16 protein-coding genes are annotated in these 16,414 nt (G+C 65.6%); 14 read left to right on the forward strand and 2 right to left on the reverse strand.

The window, feature by feature from the left end; genetic code table 11:
- Window positions 1-74 precede the first annotated feature (74 nt).
- The 9 genes from urtB to ACOJTD_RS04760 all read left to right on the forward strand — a co-directional run bounded on the left by urtB (window position 75) and on the right by ACOJTD_RS04760 (window position 8,746).
- Complete coding sequence (gene urtB / locus ACOJTD_RS04720; protein ID WP_420131772.1) at window positions 75-977, forward strand: urea ABC transporter permease subunit UrtB; 903 nt, start codon at window positions 75-77, stop codon at window positions 975-977.
- A 27-nt stretch (window positions 978-1,004) separates the two neighbouring features.
- Window positions 1,005-2,111 (forward strand): urea ABC transporter permease subunit UrtC, encoded by a 1,107-nt coding sequence (gene urtC, locus ACOJTD_RS04725; protein ID WP_420131773.1) that lies wholly within the window; start codon window positions 1,005-1,007, stop codon window positions 2,109-2,111.
- Between the two features lie 10 nt (window positions 2,112-2,121).
- Window positions 2,122-2,862 (forward strand): urea ABC transporter ATP-binding protein UrtD, encoded by a 741-nt coding sequence (gene urtD, locus ACOJTD_RS04730; RefSeq protein ID WP_420131774.1) that lies wholly within the window; start codon window positions 2,122-2,124, stop codon window positions 2,860-2,862.
- A 2-nt stretch (window positions 2,863-2,864) separates the two neighbouring features.
- On the forward strand, window positions 2,865-3,563 hold the full coding sequence (gene urtE, locus ACOJTD_RS04735) for an urea ABC transporter ATP-binding subunit UrtE (RefSeq protein WP_420131775.1): 699 nt from the start codon (window positions 2,865-2,867) through the stop codon (window positions 3,561-3,563).
- A gap of 33 nt (window positions 3,564-3,596) precedes the next feature.
- Entirely contained in the window at window positions 3,597-4,037 is a 441-nt protein-coding gene (locus ACOJTD_RS04740) for a N,N-dimethylformamidase, small subunit (RefSeq protein WP_420131776.1), read from the forward strand.
- A gap of 49 nt (window positions 4,038-4,086) precedes the next feature.
- Window positions 4,087-6,486 carry a N,N-dimethylformamidase beta subunit family domain-containing protein gene (locus tag ACOJTD_RS04745; protein WP_420131777.1) on the forward strand — a complete coding sequence of 800 codons (2,400 nt, stop codon included), beginning with the start codon at window positions 4,087-4,089 and terminating at the stop codon, window positions 6,484-6,486.
- Window positions 6,487-6,540: 54 nt separating this feature from the next.
- The gene (locus ACOJTD_RS04750; protein ID WP_420131778.1) at window positions 6,541-7,584 is read left to right on the forward strand and encodes a hypothetical protein; all 1,044 of its coding nucleotides are present in this window, start codon (window positions 6,541-6,543) and stop codon (window positions 7,582-7,584) included.
- Window positions 7,585-7,587: 3 nt separating this feature from the next.
- Entirely contained in the window at window positions 7,588-7,893 is a 306-nt protein-coding gene (locus ACOJTD_RS04755) for a hypothetical protein (protein ID WP_420131779.1), read from the forward strand.
- Between the two features lie 196 nt (window positions 7,894-8,089).
- Window positions 8,090-8,746, forward strand: coding sequence for a tetratricopeptide repeat protein (locus tag ACOJTD_RS04760; RefSeq protein WP_420131780.1), 657 nt, complete (start codon window positions 8,090-8,092; stop codon window positions 8,744-8,746).
- Here the strand turns inward: ACOJTD_RS04760 and ACOJTD_RS04765 are convergent.
- Window positions 8,726-9,691 carry a GlxA family transcriptional regulator gene (locus tag ACOJTD_RS04765; protein ID WP_420131781.1) on the reverse strand — a complete coding sequence of 322 codons (966 nt, stop codon included), beginning with the start codon at window positions 9,689-9,691 and terminating at the stop codon, window positions 8,726-8,728. The genes ACOJTD_RS04760 and ACOJTD_RS04765 overlap by 21 nt on opposite strands.
- An 82-nt stretch (window positions 9,692-9,773) precedes the next feature.
- Here ACOJTD_RS04765 and ACOJTD_RS04770 point away from each other — a divergent pair, with 82 nt between their 5' ends.
- The 5 genes from ACOJTD_RS04770 (at window position 9,774) to purU (ending at window position 15,771) form a co-directional block, all read left to right on the forward strand.
- Complete coding sequence (locus ACOJTD_RS04770; RefSeq protein ID WP_420131782.1) at window positions 9,774-11,024, forward strand: sarcosine oxidase subunit beta family protein; 1,251 nt, start codon at window positions 9,774-9,776, stop codon at window positions 11,022-11,024.
- Window positions 11,025-11,031: 7 nt separating this feature from the next.
- The gene (locus ACOJTD_RS04775; protein WP_420131783.1) at window positions 11,032-11,307 is read left to right on the forward strand and encodes a sarcosine oxidase subunit delta; all 276 of its coding nucleotides are present in this window, start codon (window positions 11,032-11,034) and stop codon (window positions 11,305-11,307) included.
- A complete protein-coding gene (locus ACOJTD_RS04780; RefSeq protein WP_420131784.1) occupies window positions 11,304-14,267 on the forward strand; it encodes a sarcosine oxidase subunit alpha family protein in 2,964 nt (987 codons plus the stop codon). The genes ACOJTD_RS04775 and ACOJTD_RS04780 overlap by 4 nt, the downstream gene beginning before the upstream one ends.
- A complete protein-coding gene (locus ACOJTD_RS04785; RefSeq protein WP_420131785.1) occupies window positions 14,260-14,841 on the forward strand; it encodes a sarcosine oxidase subunit gamma in 582 nt (193 codons plus the stop codon). The genes ACOJTD_RS04780 and ACOJTD_RS04785 overlap by 8 nt, the downstream gene beginning before the upstream one ends.
- A 66-nt stretch (window positions 14,842-14,907) precedes the next feature.
- Window positions 14,908-15,771 (forward strand): formyltetrahydrofolate deformylase, encoded by an 864-nt coding sequence (gene purU, locus ACOJTD_RS04790; RefSeq protein ID WP_420131786.1) that lies wholly within the window; start codon window positions 14,908-14,910, stop codon window positions 15,769-15,771.
- A gap of 200 nt (window positions 15,772-15,971) precedes the next feature.
- Here the strand turns inward: purU and ACOJTD_RS04795 are convergent.
- Window positions 15,972-16,414, reverse strand: a 443-nt coding sequence (locus ACOJTD_RS04795; protein WP_420131787.1) for an acyl-CoA dehydrogenase family protein, incomplete at its 5' end; no start/stop codon positions are given.

A 16,414-nucleotide genomic window follows, 5' to 3' on the forward strand; every position in this document is an offset into this window, starting at 1 on the left:
TTCGACAACGTGCAACGGCGATGCCGCCGTCGCCGAACCCTGCCGCACGACCTGCGGCATGATTTGGAGCGCATATGGCCGTCGGATCGTTCTTTGGCTCGTTCGACTGGAACGCCTTCATCAACGCGCTGATCCTCGGCGTCTCGATCGCCAGCATCTGGCTGATCGCGGCGCTGGGCCTGACGATCATCTACGGCACTGCCGGCGTCATCAACATGGCGCATGGCGAGTTCATCATGCTCGGCGCCTACAGCTCCTACATGCTGCAGAGCTATGTCGGGCTGCCGTTCTTCCTCTGCGTACCCGCCGCCTTCGTGATCGTTGCGGCGGTCGGTCTGGTGCTCGAACGCGGACTGATCCGATACCTCTACAAGCGACCGCTCGACACGCTGCTGGCGACCTTTGGCGTGTCGCTGGTGTTGATGCAGGGCGTGCGGCTGATTTTCGGTAGCGATCCGAAATATCTAGCGGTGCCGCCGATCTTCACCAGCAATTTCCAGTTCGGCTTCGTCAACATCTCCGCCTTCCGCGTGGTCGTGCTGGCGATCACCATCGGGCTCGTGGTGGCGCTTTGGGCGCTGTTCTACCGCACCCGGTTCGGCGTGCAGGTTCGCGCGGTGATGCAGGACAAGGAGATGGCCGCCTCGTTCGGCATCAACTCCGACCGCATCTACATGCTGACCTTTGCGATCGGCGCGGGGCTCGCCGGCATCGCCGGGTCGCTGTTCGGCGTGCTCAACATCGTGCTGCCGACGATGGGCACCGGCTACGTCGTGCAGGCCTTCCTGGTCGTGGTGGTCGGCGGCGGCACGTTGGCCGGCAGTGTGATTGCCGGTGGTGCCACCGGCGAGTTGCAATCGATCTTCGCTTATTTCACCAACGATACCTTCGCCCGCTTCGTTCTCTACGTGCTGATCGTGGTGTTCCTGCGCATTCGGCCGCAGGGCCTGTTCGCACCGTCGGCCAAGCGACGTTAGTCCCTTCGAGCGATCAGCGAGGCGATCATGAACATCTATCACAACGTCAAGGCGCAGTGGCTGGCCTACGCGGTGTTCTTCGCGGTGCTGGCTGTGGTGCCGATGGTGGTCAGCGACTCCTTCCTGCTGAACCAGTTCGCGACCTACGGCGTGTTCGGGCTGCTGGCGCTGTCGATCAGTCTGTGCTGGGGCTTCGGCGGCATCCTCAATCTGGGGCAGGGCATCCCGTTCGGTCTCGCCGCCTACGGCATGGCGATGACTATGCAGATGCAGACACAGGACGCCTCAAACCCGCTGCCGCCCTTCATGCTCAACAACAGCCTCGATCACCTGCCGCTGTTCTGGGAGCCGTTCCGCAACACCACGCTCGGCATCATTCTGTCGCTGCTGGTGCCGACGCTGTTCTGCGCGATCTTTGGTGGCCTGATGTTCCGCGCCCGTGTGTCGGGCCCGTTCTTCGCCATCATGACGCTGGCGATGCTGAGTGCTTGGTACACGCTGATCCTCGACGTGCAGCCCTACACCAACGGCGCCAACGGCATCACGCCGCCGTCGCCGCTGAAGTTCGGCGAATACAGTGTCGATCCCTACAGCCCGGTGGCCTACTGGACCGTGCTGGTGCTGCTGCTGGTCGCGACCGTCACCGCCAAGCTCATGACGCTGAGCCGGTTCGGCCTGGTGGTGCAGGCGGTGCGCGGCGACGCGGAGCGCGTGCGCTTTCTCGGATACAACGTCGCCGGCTACGAAACGCTGGTCTACACCATCGCGGGCTTCATCGCCGCCGTCGCAGGCTGCTGCTGGGTGATGCTCACCCAATATGTCTCGCCGGCACAATTCGACACCACATTCAGCCTGTCGATGGTGATCTGGGCCGGAATCGGCGGCCGGTTGTCGCTGCTCGGCGCGATCGTCGGCGCGTTCCTGATCCAGGGCGCGCAGAGCTACCTCGGCGACACTTTCCTCAACACCTGGCTGCTGGTGCTCGGCGCCTTCTTCATCCTGGTGGTGCGGTTCCTGCCGAAAGGCCTCGCCGGTCTTGTTGAAAGCGCGCTCGGCCGGCTCACGGCGCGGCGCGACCGCGACGATGGCAACGGCGTCGCCACCTCGCGCCTCGTTCCGCAACCCGGCGAATGAGGGGGATGCGATGAGCTTTCTCGAAATCAAGAATCTCAGCAAGAGCTTCGACACCACGCAGGTGATCAACGATTTCAGCATCGAGATCGTCGAGGCAACGCTGTGCTGTCTGGTCGGGCCGAACGGAGCCGGCAAGACCACGACGATGGATCTCATCACCGGCCGGCAGAAGCCGACCTCCGGGCAGATCCTGTTCTGCAACGACGACATCACCGGGCTCGATGAGCACGAGATCGCGCGCCGTGGTATCGGCCGCAAATTCCAGGTGCCCGCAGTGTTTCGCGATCTCACGGTGCGGCAGAATCTCGAAGTCGCGTACAGCAAGAGCACCAGCCCGATCAAGAACATGTTCCGCTTCCGCTCGTCCGGCTTCGCGCAAAAGCTCGATGAGGTCGCGGCGCTGGCCGGCCTCACCGAGCGGCTCAACACCGAGGCCGGCATCCTGTCGCATGGCGAAACGCAGTGGCTCGAGATCGGCATGGTGCTGATGCAGGACCCGCGGCTGTTGCTCCTCGACGAGCCGGTCGCCGGGATGACCGAGGCCGAGATCGAGAAGACCGTGCAGATCTTCAAGGGCCTGAAGGCCACCAACACGCTGGTGGTGGTCGAGCACGACATGGGGTTCGTGCGCGAGATCGCCGACGTCGTCACGGTGATGCACATGGGCAGCCTGCTGGCGCACGGGCCGATCGCGGAGATCGAGGCCAACGCGCGCGTCCGCGAAGTCTATCTCGGCGACGCGGAGGCCTGACCATGCTGCTCGCGATGGACAACGTCACGTCCTATTACGGCAAGACACCGATCCTGAAGGGTTTCTCGTTCGGGCTCGAACAAGGCAAGTGCCTTTGCGTGCTCGGCCGCAACGGCGTCGGCAAGACGACGCTGATGCGCACCATCATGGGGCTGACCGATCGCTCCACCGGCGCGATCGCGATCAACGGCGCGGATATCAGCGCCGCGCAGACCTACGACCGCGCCAAGCTCGGCATCGGCTATGTGCCGCAGGGGCGCGGCATCCTCTCCGAATTCACCGTGCGCGAGAACATCCTGCTCGGCACCTTTGCGCGGCCGGATAGCGACGGCCAGATTCCCGAGATCTGCCTGCGGCTGTTTCCGTATCTCAAGGCCAATCTCGATCGTCGAGCCGGTCTGCTGTCGGGCGGCCAGAAGCAGCAGCTCGCGATCGCCCGCGCGCTCGCGGTCGATCCCAAGGTGCTGCTGCTCGACGAGCCGACCGAAGGCATCCAGCCCAACATCGTTCACGAGATCGGCGAGACGCTGATGATGCTGAACAAGCAGCTCGGCATCACGCTGCTGCTGACCGAGCAGCACATCAAGGTCGCGCGCCGGCTCGGCGACGATTTTCTGATGATCGACAACGGCCGTGTCGTCGCCACCGGCGCGATCGGTGAACTCGACGACGCGCTGATCCACAAGTATCTGACGATCTGATCGCCCAACAAGCAACCGCACAGGAGGATTACGATGATTCCCATTCCTCGCAAGACCACTGCCGACGCCGAGCGAATGATGAAGGTGCACAAGGAGTGCATCGACTCGATGAAGGGCGTCGCCGGCAACAGCGTGCTGAAATGCGCGACGCCGGGCGACACCACCACGGTGACCGGCGGCATTCACGAAGACTTCCAGCTCAATCGCGTGCTGCTGCGGATGCGCGCCGCGCCGGCCAAGGGCAAGCTCGTCGTGGTCTGCACCAAGATCGAGAAGGAATGGCGGATCGCGCGGCTCAGCGGCATCCGCGGCGTGCCGCCGGAATTCGTCACCGACAAGGTCTACGACAACGAGCAGGACCCGCAGCACGACATCTTCGTGATGCGGCTCGACGAATTCGCCGAGACCGACGGCTTCCCCGAGCACTTCCGTGAAGGCTGGAAGCGCCGCGACGATTTCTGGACCGTCACCTGACCCCTAATGCCGCGCGCTTAAGCGTTCGTCCCCCTTCGAGGAAGCTGCCATGAGTTGGATGAAGATTACCGGATACGCCGACAAGTTCAGCGTGCATCCCGGCGACACCATCAAGTTCTTCGTGAATTGCGACGGCCCCGCCGAGTATCAGGCCGAACTCGTCAAGATGATCCACGGCGACACCAACCCGCGCGGTCCCGGCTTCATCGAGGAGCCGATCAAGGCGGATTGCAACGGTACCTACAAGGGCGTCAAGCAGGAGATCTATTCGGGCTCCTACGGCTTCATCGTCGACAAGCCGCAGTTCCAGGTCGAAAGCGTCACGCTGCAGTGCTGGATCTGGCCGACCACGCCGAAGACCCATCCGAAGTACTGGAAGCACGGTGCGCAAGGGCTGGTGACGAAGTGGATGGACGGCAAGGGCTACGGCCTGTTCATCAATGAAGACGGCTGCGTCGAATTCCGTGTCAACGATCAGGTGATCACCACCGGCGCGCCGCTGCGCGACCACGCCTGGCACTTCATCGCCGCCAGCGTCGACGCCGCGACCGGCGAGGCTGTGCTGTATCACGAGCCGCAGGTCGTCTATGCGCTCGACCCGGAGATCCCGCCGGTCACCAAGAAGCTGTCGACCAAGCTCGCCTACACGCCCGGCACGCCGACCGTGGTCGCCGGCTATTGCGGCAGCATCACCGACGCGCCGGTCGCCAAGGCCTCGGTGCCGCCTGGCATCCTGATCAAGGGCCACTACAACGGCAAGATCGACAGCCCGCGGATCTCCAGCAAGGCGCTGACCCGGCTCGAGATCGAGACGATGAAGCAGGGCGCGCAGCCGGGGCTGTCCGAGCGCCGCAACTCCGGCCCGACTGGCAAGCTGTCCGAGACCATCGTCGCCGCCTGGGAATTCTCCGACGGCATCAACACCATTATCGGCAAGGACAAGGGCCCGTATCTGTTCGATCTCACCATCGTCAACTGCCCGACCCGGGCGATGACCGGCTACAACTGGCAGGGCCAGGTGTTCGACTGGAAGTCGGCGCCCGAGCAGTACGGTGCCATCCACTTCCACGACGACGATATCGACGACGCGCGCTGGCAGACCAGCTTCGAGTGGAAGGTCCCGGAAGGCACCAGCAGCAAGTTCTACGCTGCCAAGCTGACCTCCAAGGATGGCGACGAGGACTACATCCCGTTCTGGGTGGTGCCCCGGGTCGGTCAGGAGCAATCCAAGATCGCCTTCATGGTGCCGACCATCAGCTATATGGCTTATGCCAACGAGCATTTGGCGAACAACGCCGGCGGTGCCGAATTGCTGGTCTATCGCGTGCCCATCATGCAGCAGCAGAACATGTTCCTGTCGGAGCACCGCGAATATGGCGGCTCGATCTACGACACGCACACCGACGGCAGCGGTCTTTGCTTGTCGTCGCGGCTGCGCCCGATCCTGAGCATCCGGCCGAAATACGATCACTTCCTGGCGCAGGCGCCGTGGCAGTATCCGGCCGATCTGCACATGATCTACTGGCTCGAAAAGATGGGCTACGAGTACGACGTCATCACCGACGAAGACGTCACCTATGACGGTCTCGCCCGGCTGGAGAATTACAACGTCGTCATCTCCGGCTCGCATCCGGAGCACAACAGCGGCCCGCAGCTCGATGCGCTGCACAACTACATGCAGCGCGGCGGACGCTTCATGTACATGGGCGCCGACGGCTGGTACTGGGTCCACTCCTATCACCCGGCTTACAACGATCGCGGCCGCGGCGTGGTCACCGAGATGCGGCGCTGCGAATCCGGCATCCGCACCTGGCGCGCCGATCCCGGTGAATACTATCATCAGGGAACCGGTGAGCTCGGCGGCATGTGGCGTTTCCGCGGCCGCTATCTGCACACCATCGCGGGCACCGGCATGTCGTCGGAAGGCTTCGACATCTCGACCTACTATTCGCGCACGCCGGAGAGCAACGACGCCCGCGTGGCGTGGGCATTCGAAGGCATCGACTACGACGAGAAGCTCGGCAATTTCGGCCTGGTCGGCGGCGGTGCGGCCGGCACCGAGCTCGACATCGTCGACACCATGCTGGGCAGCCCGCCGCACACGCTGGTGGTCGCGACCTCGGCCGGGCGTCACACCGAGGGCTATCTGCTGGTGATGGAAGACTACGGCTTCAATCAGCAGGGCCTCGATGGCACCCAGCATCCGCGCGTCCGCTCCGACATCGCCTATCACGAGACGCCAAACGGCGGCGCCTCGTTCGCGTTCTCGTCGATCGCGTTCTGCGGCTCGCTGCCCTGGAACAACGGCGACAACAACATCTCGAAGCTGGTCGGCAACGTGCTGAACCGCTTCATGCAGGACGGACCGCTGCCGACGCCGAGCCCCGAAGCCATCGTGCATCGCGGCCGCGCCGACTACGACCAGCCGATGAACAAGGCGCGGAAGTAAACGAGCCAGGCGCCCGCCGCGTGGCGGGCGCCTCCTTCCTGGTGCGAGGCGCTCATGTTGTCACATCCGGATCTCGGTTTCGTCGACGGCGGCGTGGATTTCCTGCGCTCCGATCTCTACGCCTCCTGTCGCACGCGGTTCGGCGTCGCCACCGCGCTGCCGCGGCAGGCCTACAGTTCCCTGGTGTTCCAGGAGCTCGAGAACGAGAAGGTGTGGACGCGCGACTGGGTCTGCGTCGGCACCGCCGTCGAGATTCCCGACACCGGCGATCTGCTGCCCTACACGGTCGGCAATCATGCCATCCACGTGCAGCGGCTCGCGGCCGGCGGGCTGATCGGGCGCTTCAACAAGGCGCAGCACGGCGGCTGCCGACAGGTGCCGGCGCAGTGCCGCACCGGCCGCAAGACCAAATGCTCCTACACGTCCTGCGGCCACAGCCGTGATCGCGGCGTGATCGAAGGCGCAGTGCTGTCCGGCGAAATGACGCCGCAGGCCGGGCAATATCTCGGCGGCAACCCGGAGCGCCTGCTGCCGATCAGCATCAAGCGGATCGGCCCGTTTATCTACGTCAATATCGATCCGGCGCGCGGCGCAACGGCGGAACTGCCGCCGGTCGAGGGCGCGATCGAACGTAACGCCATCCGGGTCGCCGGCGAGTGGCGCGAGGTCGCCGCGAACTGGAAGCTTGCCGGTGCGGCGCTGGTCGATACCGCGCGCTCGCATGCGGATGGCGGTGGCGCCAGCAACTACGTTTCGGCAGAATGGCACTTCCCGAATCTCGTCATCATCAAGTCGCGCCGCGCCGCGCTGGCGATCGTGCTGCAGCCGACCGGCTTCGATCAGGTTCTGCTTCGGCTCTCCGTATTCACCCACGAGCAGAGCGCTGGTGCGGCTTGCGACAGCTTGCTGGCATTGGTCGAGCGCGCCGCCGCGAGCGCCGCGGTGGCTCAGGAAGAGATCGTCCGCCCCGCCACCTGCGACACGACGGAGGTGTCGCGCTCGGCGTGGAAATTCAATCAGCATCTGATCGACCGCATCTCGGCGCAGCATCCGGTGTACTGGAACGCGCCGCTGATGCAGGCGCGGTTGGGGCGCTGAGCCATGGTCTATAGCGTGCAGCAGGTGAAGTACGAATTCCTCGCCTACATCAAGGAGTTCGATCCGACCTTCGCGAACTGGTACGTCGGGCTCGCGGACGAGCCGAAGCGCGCCTTGATGGACCAACATGGCGTGCGCGACAGCGAAGATCCGTGGCTCTACAAGCAACTCCTCACCAACCGCGCCGCCCGCACCGTGCAGGACTATTTCGTCGAACATCTCGGCACCGCTGGCGCCCGCGACGCGCCGCAGACGGAAGAGTTCGACTGCGTGTATCTGTACAAGATCGCCGAGCACACGCGGCCGTAGAGTGTCGTCCTTGCTGGCAACGCGGCGCACGATGCCGTCGCAGGGATCCTGATGAGTTTCAACGTCATTGCGAGCGCAGCGAAGCAATCCAGGATCAGTCCACGGCGCTGGATTGCTTCGTCGCTTCGCTCCTCGCAATGACGGCTGAGCGGATGCCGTTTGGTCGCAAATCTGTCGAGAACTGAGGAGAAACCCCATGCACGTGCAGGACGGCGAAAACGCCTATCTGGAAAAGGATTTCGATCGCGCCAGGACGATTTGGGAGCCGCTGGCGGAGCAGGGCGATGCCGCGGCCGAAGCCTGGCTCGGGGAGCTCTATGCCAATGGTCTCGGTGTCGAGCGTGACGTCGCGCGCGCCTTCGCCTACTATCTACGCTCGGCCGAGCACGGCAACGCGCTCGCCGCCAATAATGTCGGGGCGATGTACGCCAAGGGCGAAGGCGTGGCGGCCGATCCGGCGAACGGCGCGGCGTGGTTCCTGCGCGCGGCCGAGACCGGGGACGCGCTCGGGCAGTTCAACTACGCGGTGGTGCTGACCAAGGGGATGGGTGTGGCACCCGATCTCGCCGAGGCCGTGCGCTGGTACGCGCGCGCTGCGGAGGGGGGGCATTATCCGTCGCAGGCCCGGCTCGGCTATTGCTATGCCAAGGGGCTCGGCACCCAGCCCGATCCAGTCCAGGCGTTCGTCTGGCTGACGCTGGCGAGCCGGCATGGTGTGGGGCTGGCGATGGCGGAGCTCGAAGAGCTGGTGCGCGGCATGTCGGCGGCGCAGAAGGCCGAGGCGCAGCAGCAGCTCGCCGCGCGCGACCAGGCGATGCGCCGCGGCGTCGCCTCAGAGGTTGCGGTCGGCTGACGGCGTGCGGCCGAAGCGCTGCTTGTAGACGCGGGAAAAATGCGTCGGACTGACGAAGCCGCAATCGGCCCCGACCTGCGTCACCGGCAGCGAGGTTTGTCGTAAGAGGGTCCGCGCACGCTGCAAGCGGATCGTCAGATAGTGCCGCTCGATGCTGCTGCCGAGATGCGCGGCGAACAGCCGCTCGAGCTGACGCAGCGAAACCTTGGCGGCGCGCGCGATGTCGCTGCGGCTCGCCGGCGCGCGAAGCCGCCGTTCCATCAGCTCGATCGCCGCAGCGACGCCGGGGTGGCCGAGCCGGCCGCGGTCGCGCGCGGCCTGGCGCTGGCTGGAATCGCCCAGCCGAACGTTGGTCTGGAGAAACCAGTCGCTGACCTTGGATGCCAATTCAGGGCCGTGATCGCGGCGGATCAGCGCCTGCATCATGTCGAGCCCGGCGACGCCGCCGCCGCAGGTCAGCCGTTCGCGATCGATCTCGAACAGGTTGCGTGTCAGGTCCAGATGCGGAAATGCCTCGGTGAAGGCCGGTGCGTGCTCCCAGTGGATGGTGCAGCGATAGCCGTCCAGCACCTTGGCGCGCGCAAGAATGTAGGGGCCGCCGGAGATGCCGCCGATCGCGACGCCGCGCCGCGCCAGCGCGCGCAGCCACGTCATCGTCTTGCGATCGGAGAATTTGGTCGGATTGCCGCCGGCGCAGACCAGCACGATGTCGAACGGCTGCGCGTCCTGGATCGAACAATCCGGCGTGATCGACAGTCCACTCGACGCGCCGATCGGCTGGCCGTCGATCGAGACGTGAAACCATTGATACAGCTGCCTTGCCGAAATCGCGTTGGCGGCACGCAGCGGTTCGACCGCCGATGCGAACGACATCAGCGCGAAGCCGTCGATCAGCAGGAAGCCGACGCGGGTGGGCCGGCCGAGTTCAGGCGTCGTGTGAGGCAATGTCGCTCCTGAGCAAGCAGATGTCGCTGTCAGTCTAGTGCGGATCTGCACTCCGCGCCACAGTGCGGAGGAAGGATCGCTCATGCGCTATTCGTTGTTCTCGCTGCTCGCCAATACGCTCAAAGGCCATGCCGGCTGGCAGCCCACGTGGCGCGATGCAGCACCCAAGCCCGCTTACGACGTTGTGATCATCGGCGGCGGCGGTCACGGGCTGTCGACGGCGTATTATCTCGCCAGCCGCTACGGCGTGCGCAACGTCGCGGTGCTGGAGAAGGGCTGGATCGGTGGCGGCAATATGGGCCGCAACACCACCATCATCCGCTCCAACTATCTGCTGCCCGGCAACATCCCGCTGTACGAGCTGTCGATGAAGCTCTGGGAGGGGCTGGAGCAGGACTTCAACTATAACGCGATGGTCAGCCAGCGCGGTGTGTTGAACCTGTATCACTCCGACGCGCAGCGCGATGCCTATGTCCGCCGCGGCAACGCGATGCGGCTGCACGGCGTCGATGCCGAACTGCTCGACCGCGAAGCCGTCCGCAAGCTGTATCCGTTCCTGAACTTCGATCAGGCGCGCTTCCCGATCCAAGGCGGCCTGCTGCAGGCGCGCGGCGGCACCGCGCGGCACGACGCGGTCGCCTGGGGCTTCGCCCGCGGCGCGTCCGATCGCGGCGTCGATATCGTGCAGAATTGCGAAGTCACCGGCATCACCATCGTGAACGGCCGCGTCACCGGCGTGGAAACGACGCGCGGACCGATCGCTGCCGGCAAGGTTGGCATCGCGGTCGCGGGTAGCAGCTCCAAGGTCGCCGCGATGGCCGGGATGCGGCTACCGATCGAATCCTTCGTGTTGCAGGCGATGGTGTCCGAAGGGCTGAAGCCGATCATTCCCGGGGTCATCACGTTCGGCGCCGGACATTTCTACATCAGCCAGTCGGACAAGGGCGGCCTGGTGTTCGGCGGCGATCTCGACGGCTACAACAGCTACGCGCAGCGCGGCAACCTGCCGACCATCGAAGACATCTGCGAGGGCGGCATGGCGCTGATGCCGGCGATCGGCCGTGCCCGCATCCTGCGGACATGGGCGGGGCTGTGCGACATGTCGATGGACGGCTCGCCGATCATCGATCGCACGCCGACGCAGGGCTTGTATCTCAACGCCGGCTGGAACTACGGGGGCTTCAAGGCGACACCGGGCTCCGGGATGGTGTTCGCGCATCTGCTCGCGCGCGACGAGCCCCATCCGGCCGCCACCGAGTTGCGGCTCGATCGCTTCGCGCGCGGCGCGGTGATCGACGAAAAGGGCCAGGGCGCCCAACCGAACCTGCATTGAGGGCGCCATGAGGATCACCTGCCCCTATTGCGGTTCGCGCGACGTTTCCGAATTCAGCTACATCGGCGACGCGGCGCCGCAGCGTCCCGATCCGGCCGGCGAGCCCGCCGCCGTTGAGGCTGCGTTCTTCGACTATGTCTACCTCCGCGACAATCCGGCCGGGCCGCATCGCGGGCTTTGGTATCATGGCTCCGGATGCCGCAGCTGGCTCGTGGTGACACGCAATCCATCGACCCACGAGATCCACGAGGTAGCGCTCGCGGCTGGGGAGGCACAGCGATGAGCACGTCCTCTCGTCTCAGCGGCGGCCTGATCGATCGCGGCAAGCCGCTGCGCTTCAGCTTCGACGGCAAACGGATGACCGGTTACGCCGGCGACACGCTGGCGTCGGCACTGGTCGCCAATGGCACGCGGCTGGTCGGTCGCTCGTTCAAGTATCACCGTCCGCGCGGCATCTTCACGGCGGGACCGGAAGAGCCCAACGCGCTGGTCGAGTTGCGGAGCGGCGCGCGGTGCGAGCCGAACACCAAGGCGACCACGGTCGAGTTGTACGACGGCCTCGAAGCGCACAGCCAGAACCGCTGGCCGTCGCTGGCGTTCGATCTGCACGCGGTGCACCAGCTCGGCTCGCCGCTGCTGGTCGCCGGCTTCTACTACAAGACCTTCATGTGGCCGGCGTCGTTCTGGGAGAAGCTGTACGAGCCTTTGATCCGCCGCTCCGCCGGTCTCGGCAGCCTCAGCGGTGAGGCAGATCCGGACGCTTACGAGAAGGCGATGGCGTTCTGCGACCTGCTGATCGTCGGCGCCGGGCCGGCGGGACTTGCGGCGGCGCTCGCCGCCGGCCGCGCCGGCGCGCGCGTGATCCTGGTCGAAGAGGATTTCCGCCTCGGCGGCCGGTTGCTCTCGGAAGTTTGCGAGATCGACGGCACGTCCGGTGCGAACTGGGCCGAGCAGGCGGAGGCCGAACTGGCTTCGCTCGGCAACGTCCGCATTCTGCGTCGCGCCAACGTGTTCGGAATCTATGACGACGAGGTCGGCGTGCTGGAGCGCGTCGCCGATCATCTGCCGGTGCCACCGGCGTTCACGCCGCGGCAGCGGCTGTGGAAGATTATGCCGCGCGAGACGCTGCTGGCCACCGGCGCGATCGAGCGCCCGATCGTGTTCGGCGGCAATGATCGACCGGGCGTGATGCTGGCCTCGGCGGCGCGGACCTATGTCAATCGCTTTGCGGCGGCGCCGGGCCATCGCGCGGTGGTGTTCACCTCGGGCGATGACGGCTGGCGCAGCGTGGCAGATCTGACGCGCGCCGGCGTCGGCATCGCCGCGGTGGTCGATCCGCGCCGCGAGGTCGCAGCTTCTGTGCGCGCGCTGGCCGGCAATGTGCCGGTGCATCTCGGCGCCAGCGTCACCGATGCCATCGGCGGCCGGCGGCTTCGCTCTGTCGAGATCGTCGATGCGGCCGGCAAGCGACACAGCTTCGAGGCCGATCTGCTCACCGTGTCCGGTGGCTGGAACCCGAACATCGCGCTCGCCACCCATCTCGGCGGCAAGGGTGAGTGGCGGGACGATCTGTCGGCCTTCGTCGCCGCCGGTGCGCCCAAGAGTATGACGCTGGCGGGCGCTGCGGCCGGCCGTTTCACGCTGGCGCAGGCGCTGGAGGATGGCGCGCGCTGGGGCGTCGAAGCCGCGAGCCGCTGTGGTCACAGCAGCGGCAGTCCGCCGAGCTATCGGGCGAGTGACGAAGCTTTCGCAGTATCACCGTTGTGGCAGGTCGTCGGCGCGCGGACCAAGGCGTTCGTCGATCTGCAGAACGACGTCACCGCCGAAGACGTTGCGATCTCGGCGCGCGAAGGCTTCCGCTCGGTCGAGCATCTCAAGCGCTACACCACGCTCGGCATGGCGACCGACCAGGGCAAGACGTCCAACGTCAACGGCTTGGCGATGATGGCGGCGCTGACCGGCCGCGACATCGCCGCCACCGGCACGACGCGGGTGCGGCCGCCTCAGGTGCCGGTGGCGATCGCGGCGTTCGGTGGCCTCAGCACCGGCAAGCATTTCAAGCCGACGCGGCTCACCGCCAGCCACGACTGGGCGATCGAGCAGGGCGCGACCTTTGTCGAGACCGGGCAGTGGCTGCGCGCGCAGTGGTTCGCCAAGCCTGGCGAAACCGACTGGCTGCAAAGCGTCGTGCGTGAAGTCAATGCCGTGCGCAGCGCCGTCGGCATCTGCGATGTCTCGACCCTCGGCAAGATCGCGCTGTGCGGCGCCGACGTCGGCACGTTCCTCGATCGCGTCTACATCAACACCTTCTCGACGCTCGCGGTCGGCAAGGTGCGCTACGGCGTGATGCTGCGCGAGGACGGCTTCGTGATGGACGACGGCACCACCGCGCGTCTGGCCGATGATCACTACGTGATGTCGACCACCACGGCGAACGCCGTGAAGGTGATGCAGCATCTGGAATTCTGCCATCAGGTGCTGTGGCCCGAGCTCGACGTACAGATGGTGTCGGTCACCGAGCAGTGGGCGCAGGTGTCAGTCGCAGGGCCAAAGGCCCGTGTGTTGCTGCAGAAGCTGTTCGGCGACAGCGCCGACCTGTCGGACGCGGCGTTGCCCTATATGGGATGCGGCGAGTACCAGCTCGGCGGCGTGCCGGCGCGGCTGTTCCGCATCTCGTTCTCGGGAGAACTCGCCTATGAGATCGCGGTGCCGGCCGGCTATGGCGATGCGCTGATGCGCGCGCTGATGGCGGCGGGTGAGGGGCTCGGCGTCGTGCCCTACGGCACCGAGGCGCTCGGCGTCATGCGCATCGAGAAGGGCCACGCCGCCGGCAATGAACTCAGCGGCCAGACCGTCGCGCGCGATCTCGGCCTCGGCCGGATGATGTCGACCAAGAAGGATTTCGTCGGCCGGGTGATGGCGGGCCGGCCGGCGCTGATCGATCCGCAGCGTCCAACTTTGATCGGCCTACGCCCGGTCGACCGCACGACCCGGCTGCGCAACGGCGCGCATCTGTTCACCCCCGGCGTCACGCCGTCGCCGGAGACCGATCAGGGCTACATCACCTCGTCGGCTTTCAGCCCCTCGCTCGGCCATTGGATCGCACTGGCGTTGTTGGTGCGTGGGCCGGAGCGCATCGGCGAGCGCATCCGCGTCTACGATCCGATCCGCAGCGAAGACTACGAGGCCGAGATCGTATCGCCGGTGTTTGTCGATCCGGAAGGAGGGCGGCTGCGTGGCTGAGCTGATTTATCAGAGCCCTTGGCGGGCACTCGCCCCGCGTGGCACCGGCGCCGGCATCGTCGCGACGCCGATCGAGCGTCGGGGCATCGCCACTGTAATGGCCCGTAAGGGCCGCGCGACCGAACTCGCCGCGCGCGTGCAGGCCGATTACGGCGTCGCTTTGCAGGACGTTCCAAAACGCGTCGGCAGCGAGCGTGTGACCTTCATCGGTATCGGCCCGGGCAAGTGGCTGGCGGTGTCGCAACGGTCGGGGCCCGGCTTCGCGGCGGTGCTCGCCGCACAGCTCGATGGTCTCGCTTCGGTGGTCGAGCAATCCGACGGCTTGGCCATATTGCATCTGTCCGGCCCGGCTTTGCCGTCGTTGCTTGAAAAGGGATTTCAGATCGATTGCGCGGCCTTTGGAGCCGATGGCGCCGCGGTCACTAGCGTCCACCACGTCGGCGCGACGATCTGGGCGACCGGCGACGGCGGCGTGTCGATCGCAGTCGCGCGCAGTCTGGTCGGCGGTTTGCTGCATTGGCTCGAAGTATCCGCGGCCGTGCACGGCCTCGCGGTGACGCCCGAGCGAGGTTGAAGCCTCTCGATTGTCCTGACGTTCGACACGGCGCGGATCAGCCGCGCCTTTTCCATGGAGTCTGCCATGCCCCACACCAATGTCGTGCTGTCGCTGTCATGCCGCGATCAGCCTGGCATCGTCGCGGCCGTTGCCAAGACGCTGTTCGATGCCGGCTGCAACGTCGTCGAGGCGCATCAGTTCAACGATGCGGAGACGAACCTGTTCTTCATGCGGACGCGCTTCGCGATCCTGAAGCCGGGCAGTAGCATCGAGGCGCTGAAGGCGGAGTTCGAAGCCGTCGCCAACGATCTCGGCCTGACTTGGACGATGCGCAGCTTGAAAGAGAAGCAGCGTGTCATGATCCTGGTGTCGAAGTTCGATCACTGCCTCGCCGACCTGCTGTATCGCTGGCGCACCGGCGAGATCGACATGGACATCGTCGGCCTGATCGCCAACCATCCGCGCGAGACCTACGCGCATCTCGATCTCGACGGCATCCCGTTCCACTATCTGCCGGTCACCAAGGCGACCAAGATGGAGCAGGAGGCGCAGGTCTGGGAGCTGATCCGCGCAGCGAACACCGACCTCGTGGTGTTGGCGCGCTACATGCAGGTGCTGTCGGACGGGCTATGCGCCAAGCTGGCCGGGCGCTGCATCAACATCCACCACTCGTTCCTGCCGGGTTTCAAGGGCGCGCGGCCTTATCACCAGGCGTTCGCCCGCGGCGTCAAGCTGATCGGCGCGACCGCGCACTACGTCACGCCCGATCTCGACGAAGGCCCGATCATCGAGCAGGACGTCGAGCGCATCAGTCATCACAACAGTGTGGAGGATCTGGTGCGCAAGGGCCGTGAGATCGAGCGCCGCGTGCTCGCCCGCGCCATCACCTGGCATCTCGACGGCCGCGTCATCATGAACGGCTCGAAGACGGTGGTGTTCAAGGATTGAAGTGCCTCCTCGTCATTGCGAGGAGCACCCGGATCGGCGCTTCGCGCCGTCCGAGTACAGGCTCCGCGACGAAGCAATCCATCCCGTGCACGGGGCTGGTGCTTCGCTTCGCTCGCAATGACGGACGTAGCCGAGGACGCAATCAAAAGCCCCGGCTCTGGGCAGAGCCGGGGCTTCCATGACTAAACCAGCCGCCGTGCTTACAGCGTCAGTTCGTGACGGCCGACGACCATCCAATGCACTTCGTCCGGACCGTCGGCGAAGCGGAGGTGGCGGACGTCGGTGTACATCTCGGCCAGCGGAGTCCACTGCGAGATGCCGGTGGCGCCGTGCATCTGGATCGCCTGGTCGATGATCTTGCAGGCGCGCTCCGGCACCATGGCCTTGACCATGCTGACCCAGACGCGCGCTTCCTTGTTGCCGAGCACGTCCATCGCTTTGGCGGCCTTCAGCACCATCAGCCGCATCGATTCGATCTCGCAGCGGGCCTGCGCGATGATCTGCATGTTGCCGCCGAGATGAGCCAGCTTCTTGCCGAACGCTTCGCGGGTGAGGCCGCGCGCCACCATCAGATCGAGCGCCTTCTCGGCCTTGCCGATGGTGCGCATGCAGTGATGGATGCGGCCGGGGCCGAGGCGAAGCT

This window comes from Rhodopseudomonas sp. (assembly GCF_048594845.1).
In the GTDB taxonomy this organism is placed as follows: Bacteria; Pseudomonadota; Alphaproteobacteria; order Rhizobiales; family Xanthobacteraceae; genus Rhodopseudomonas.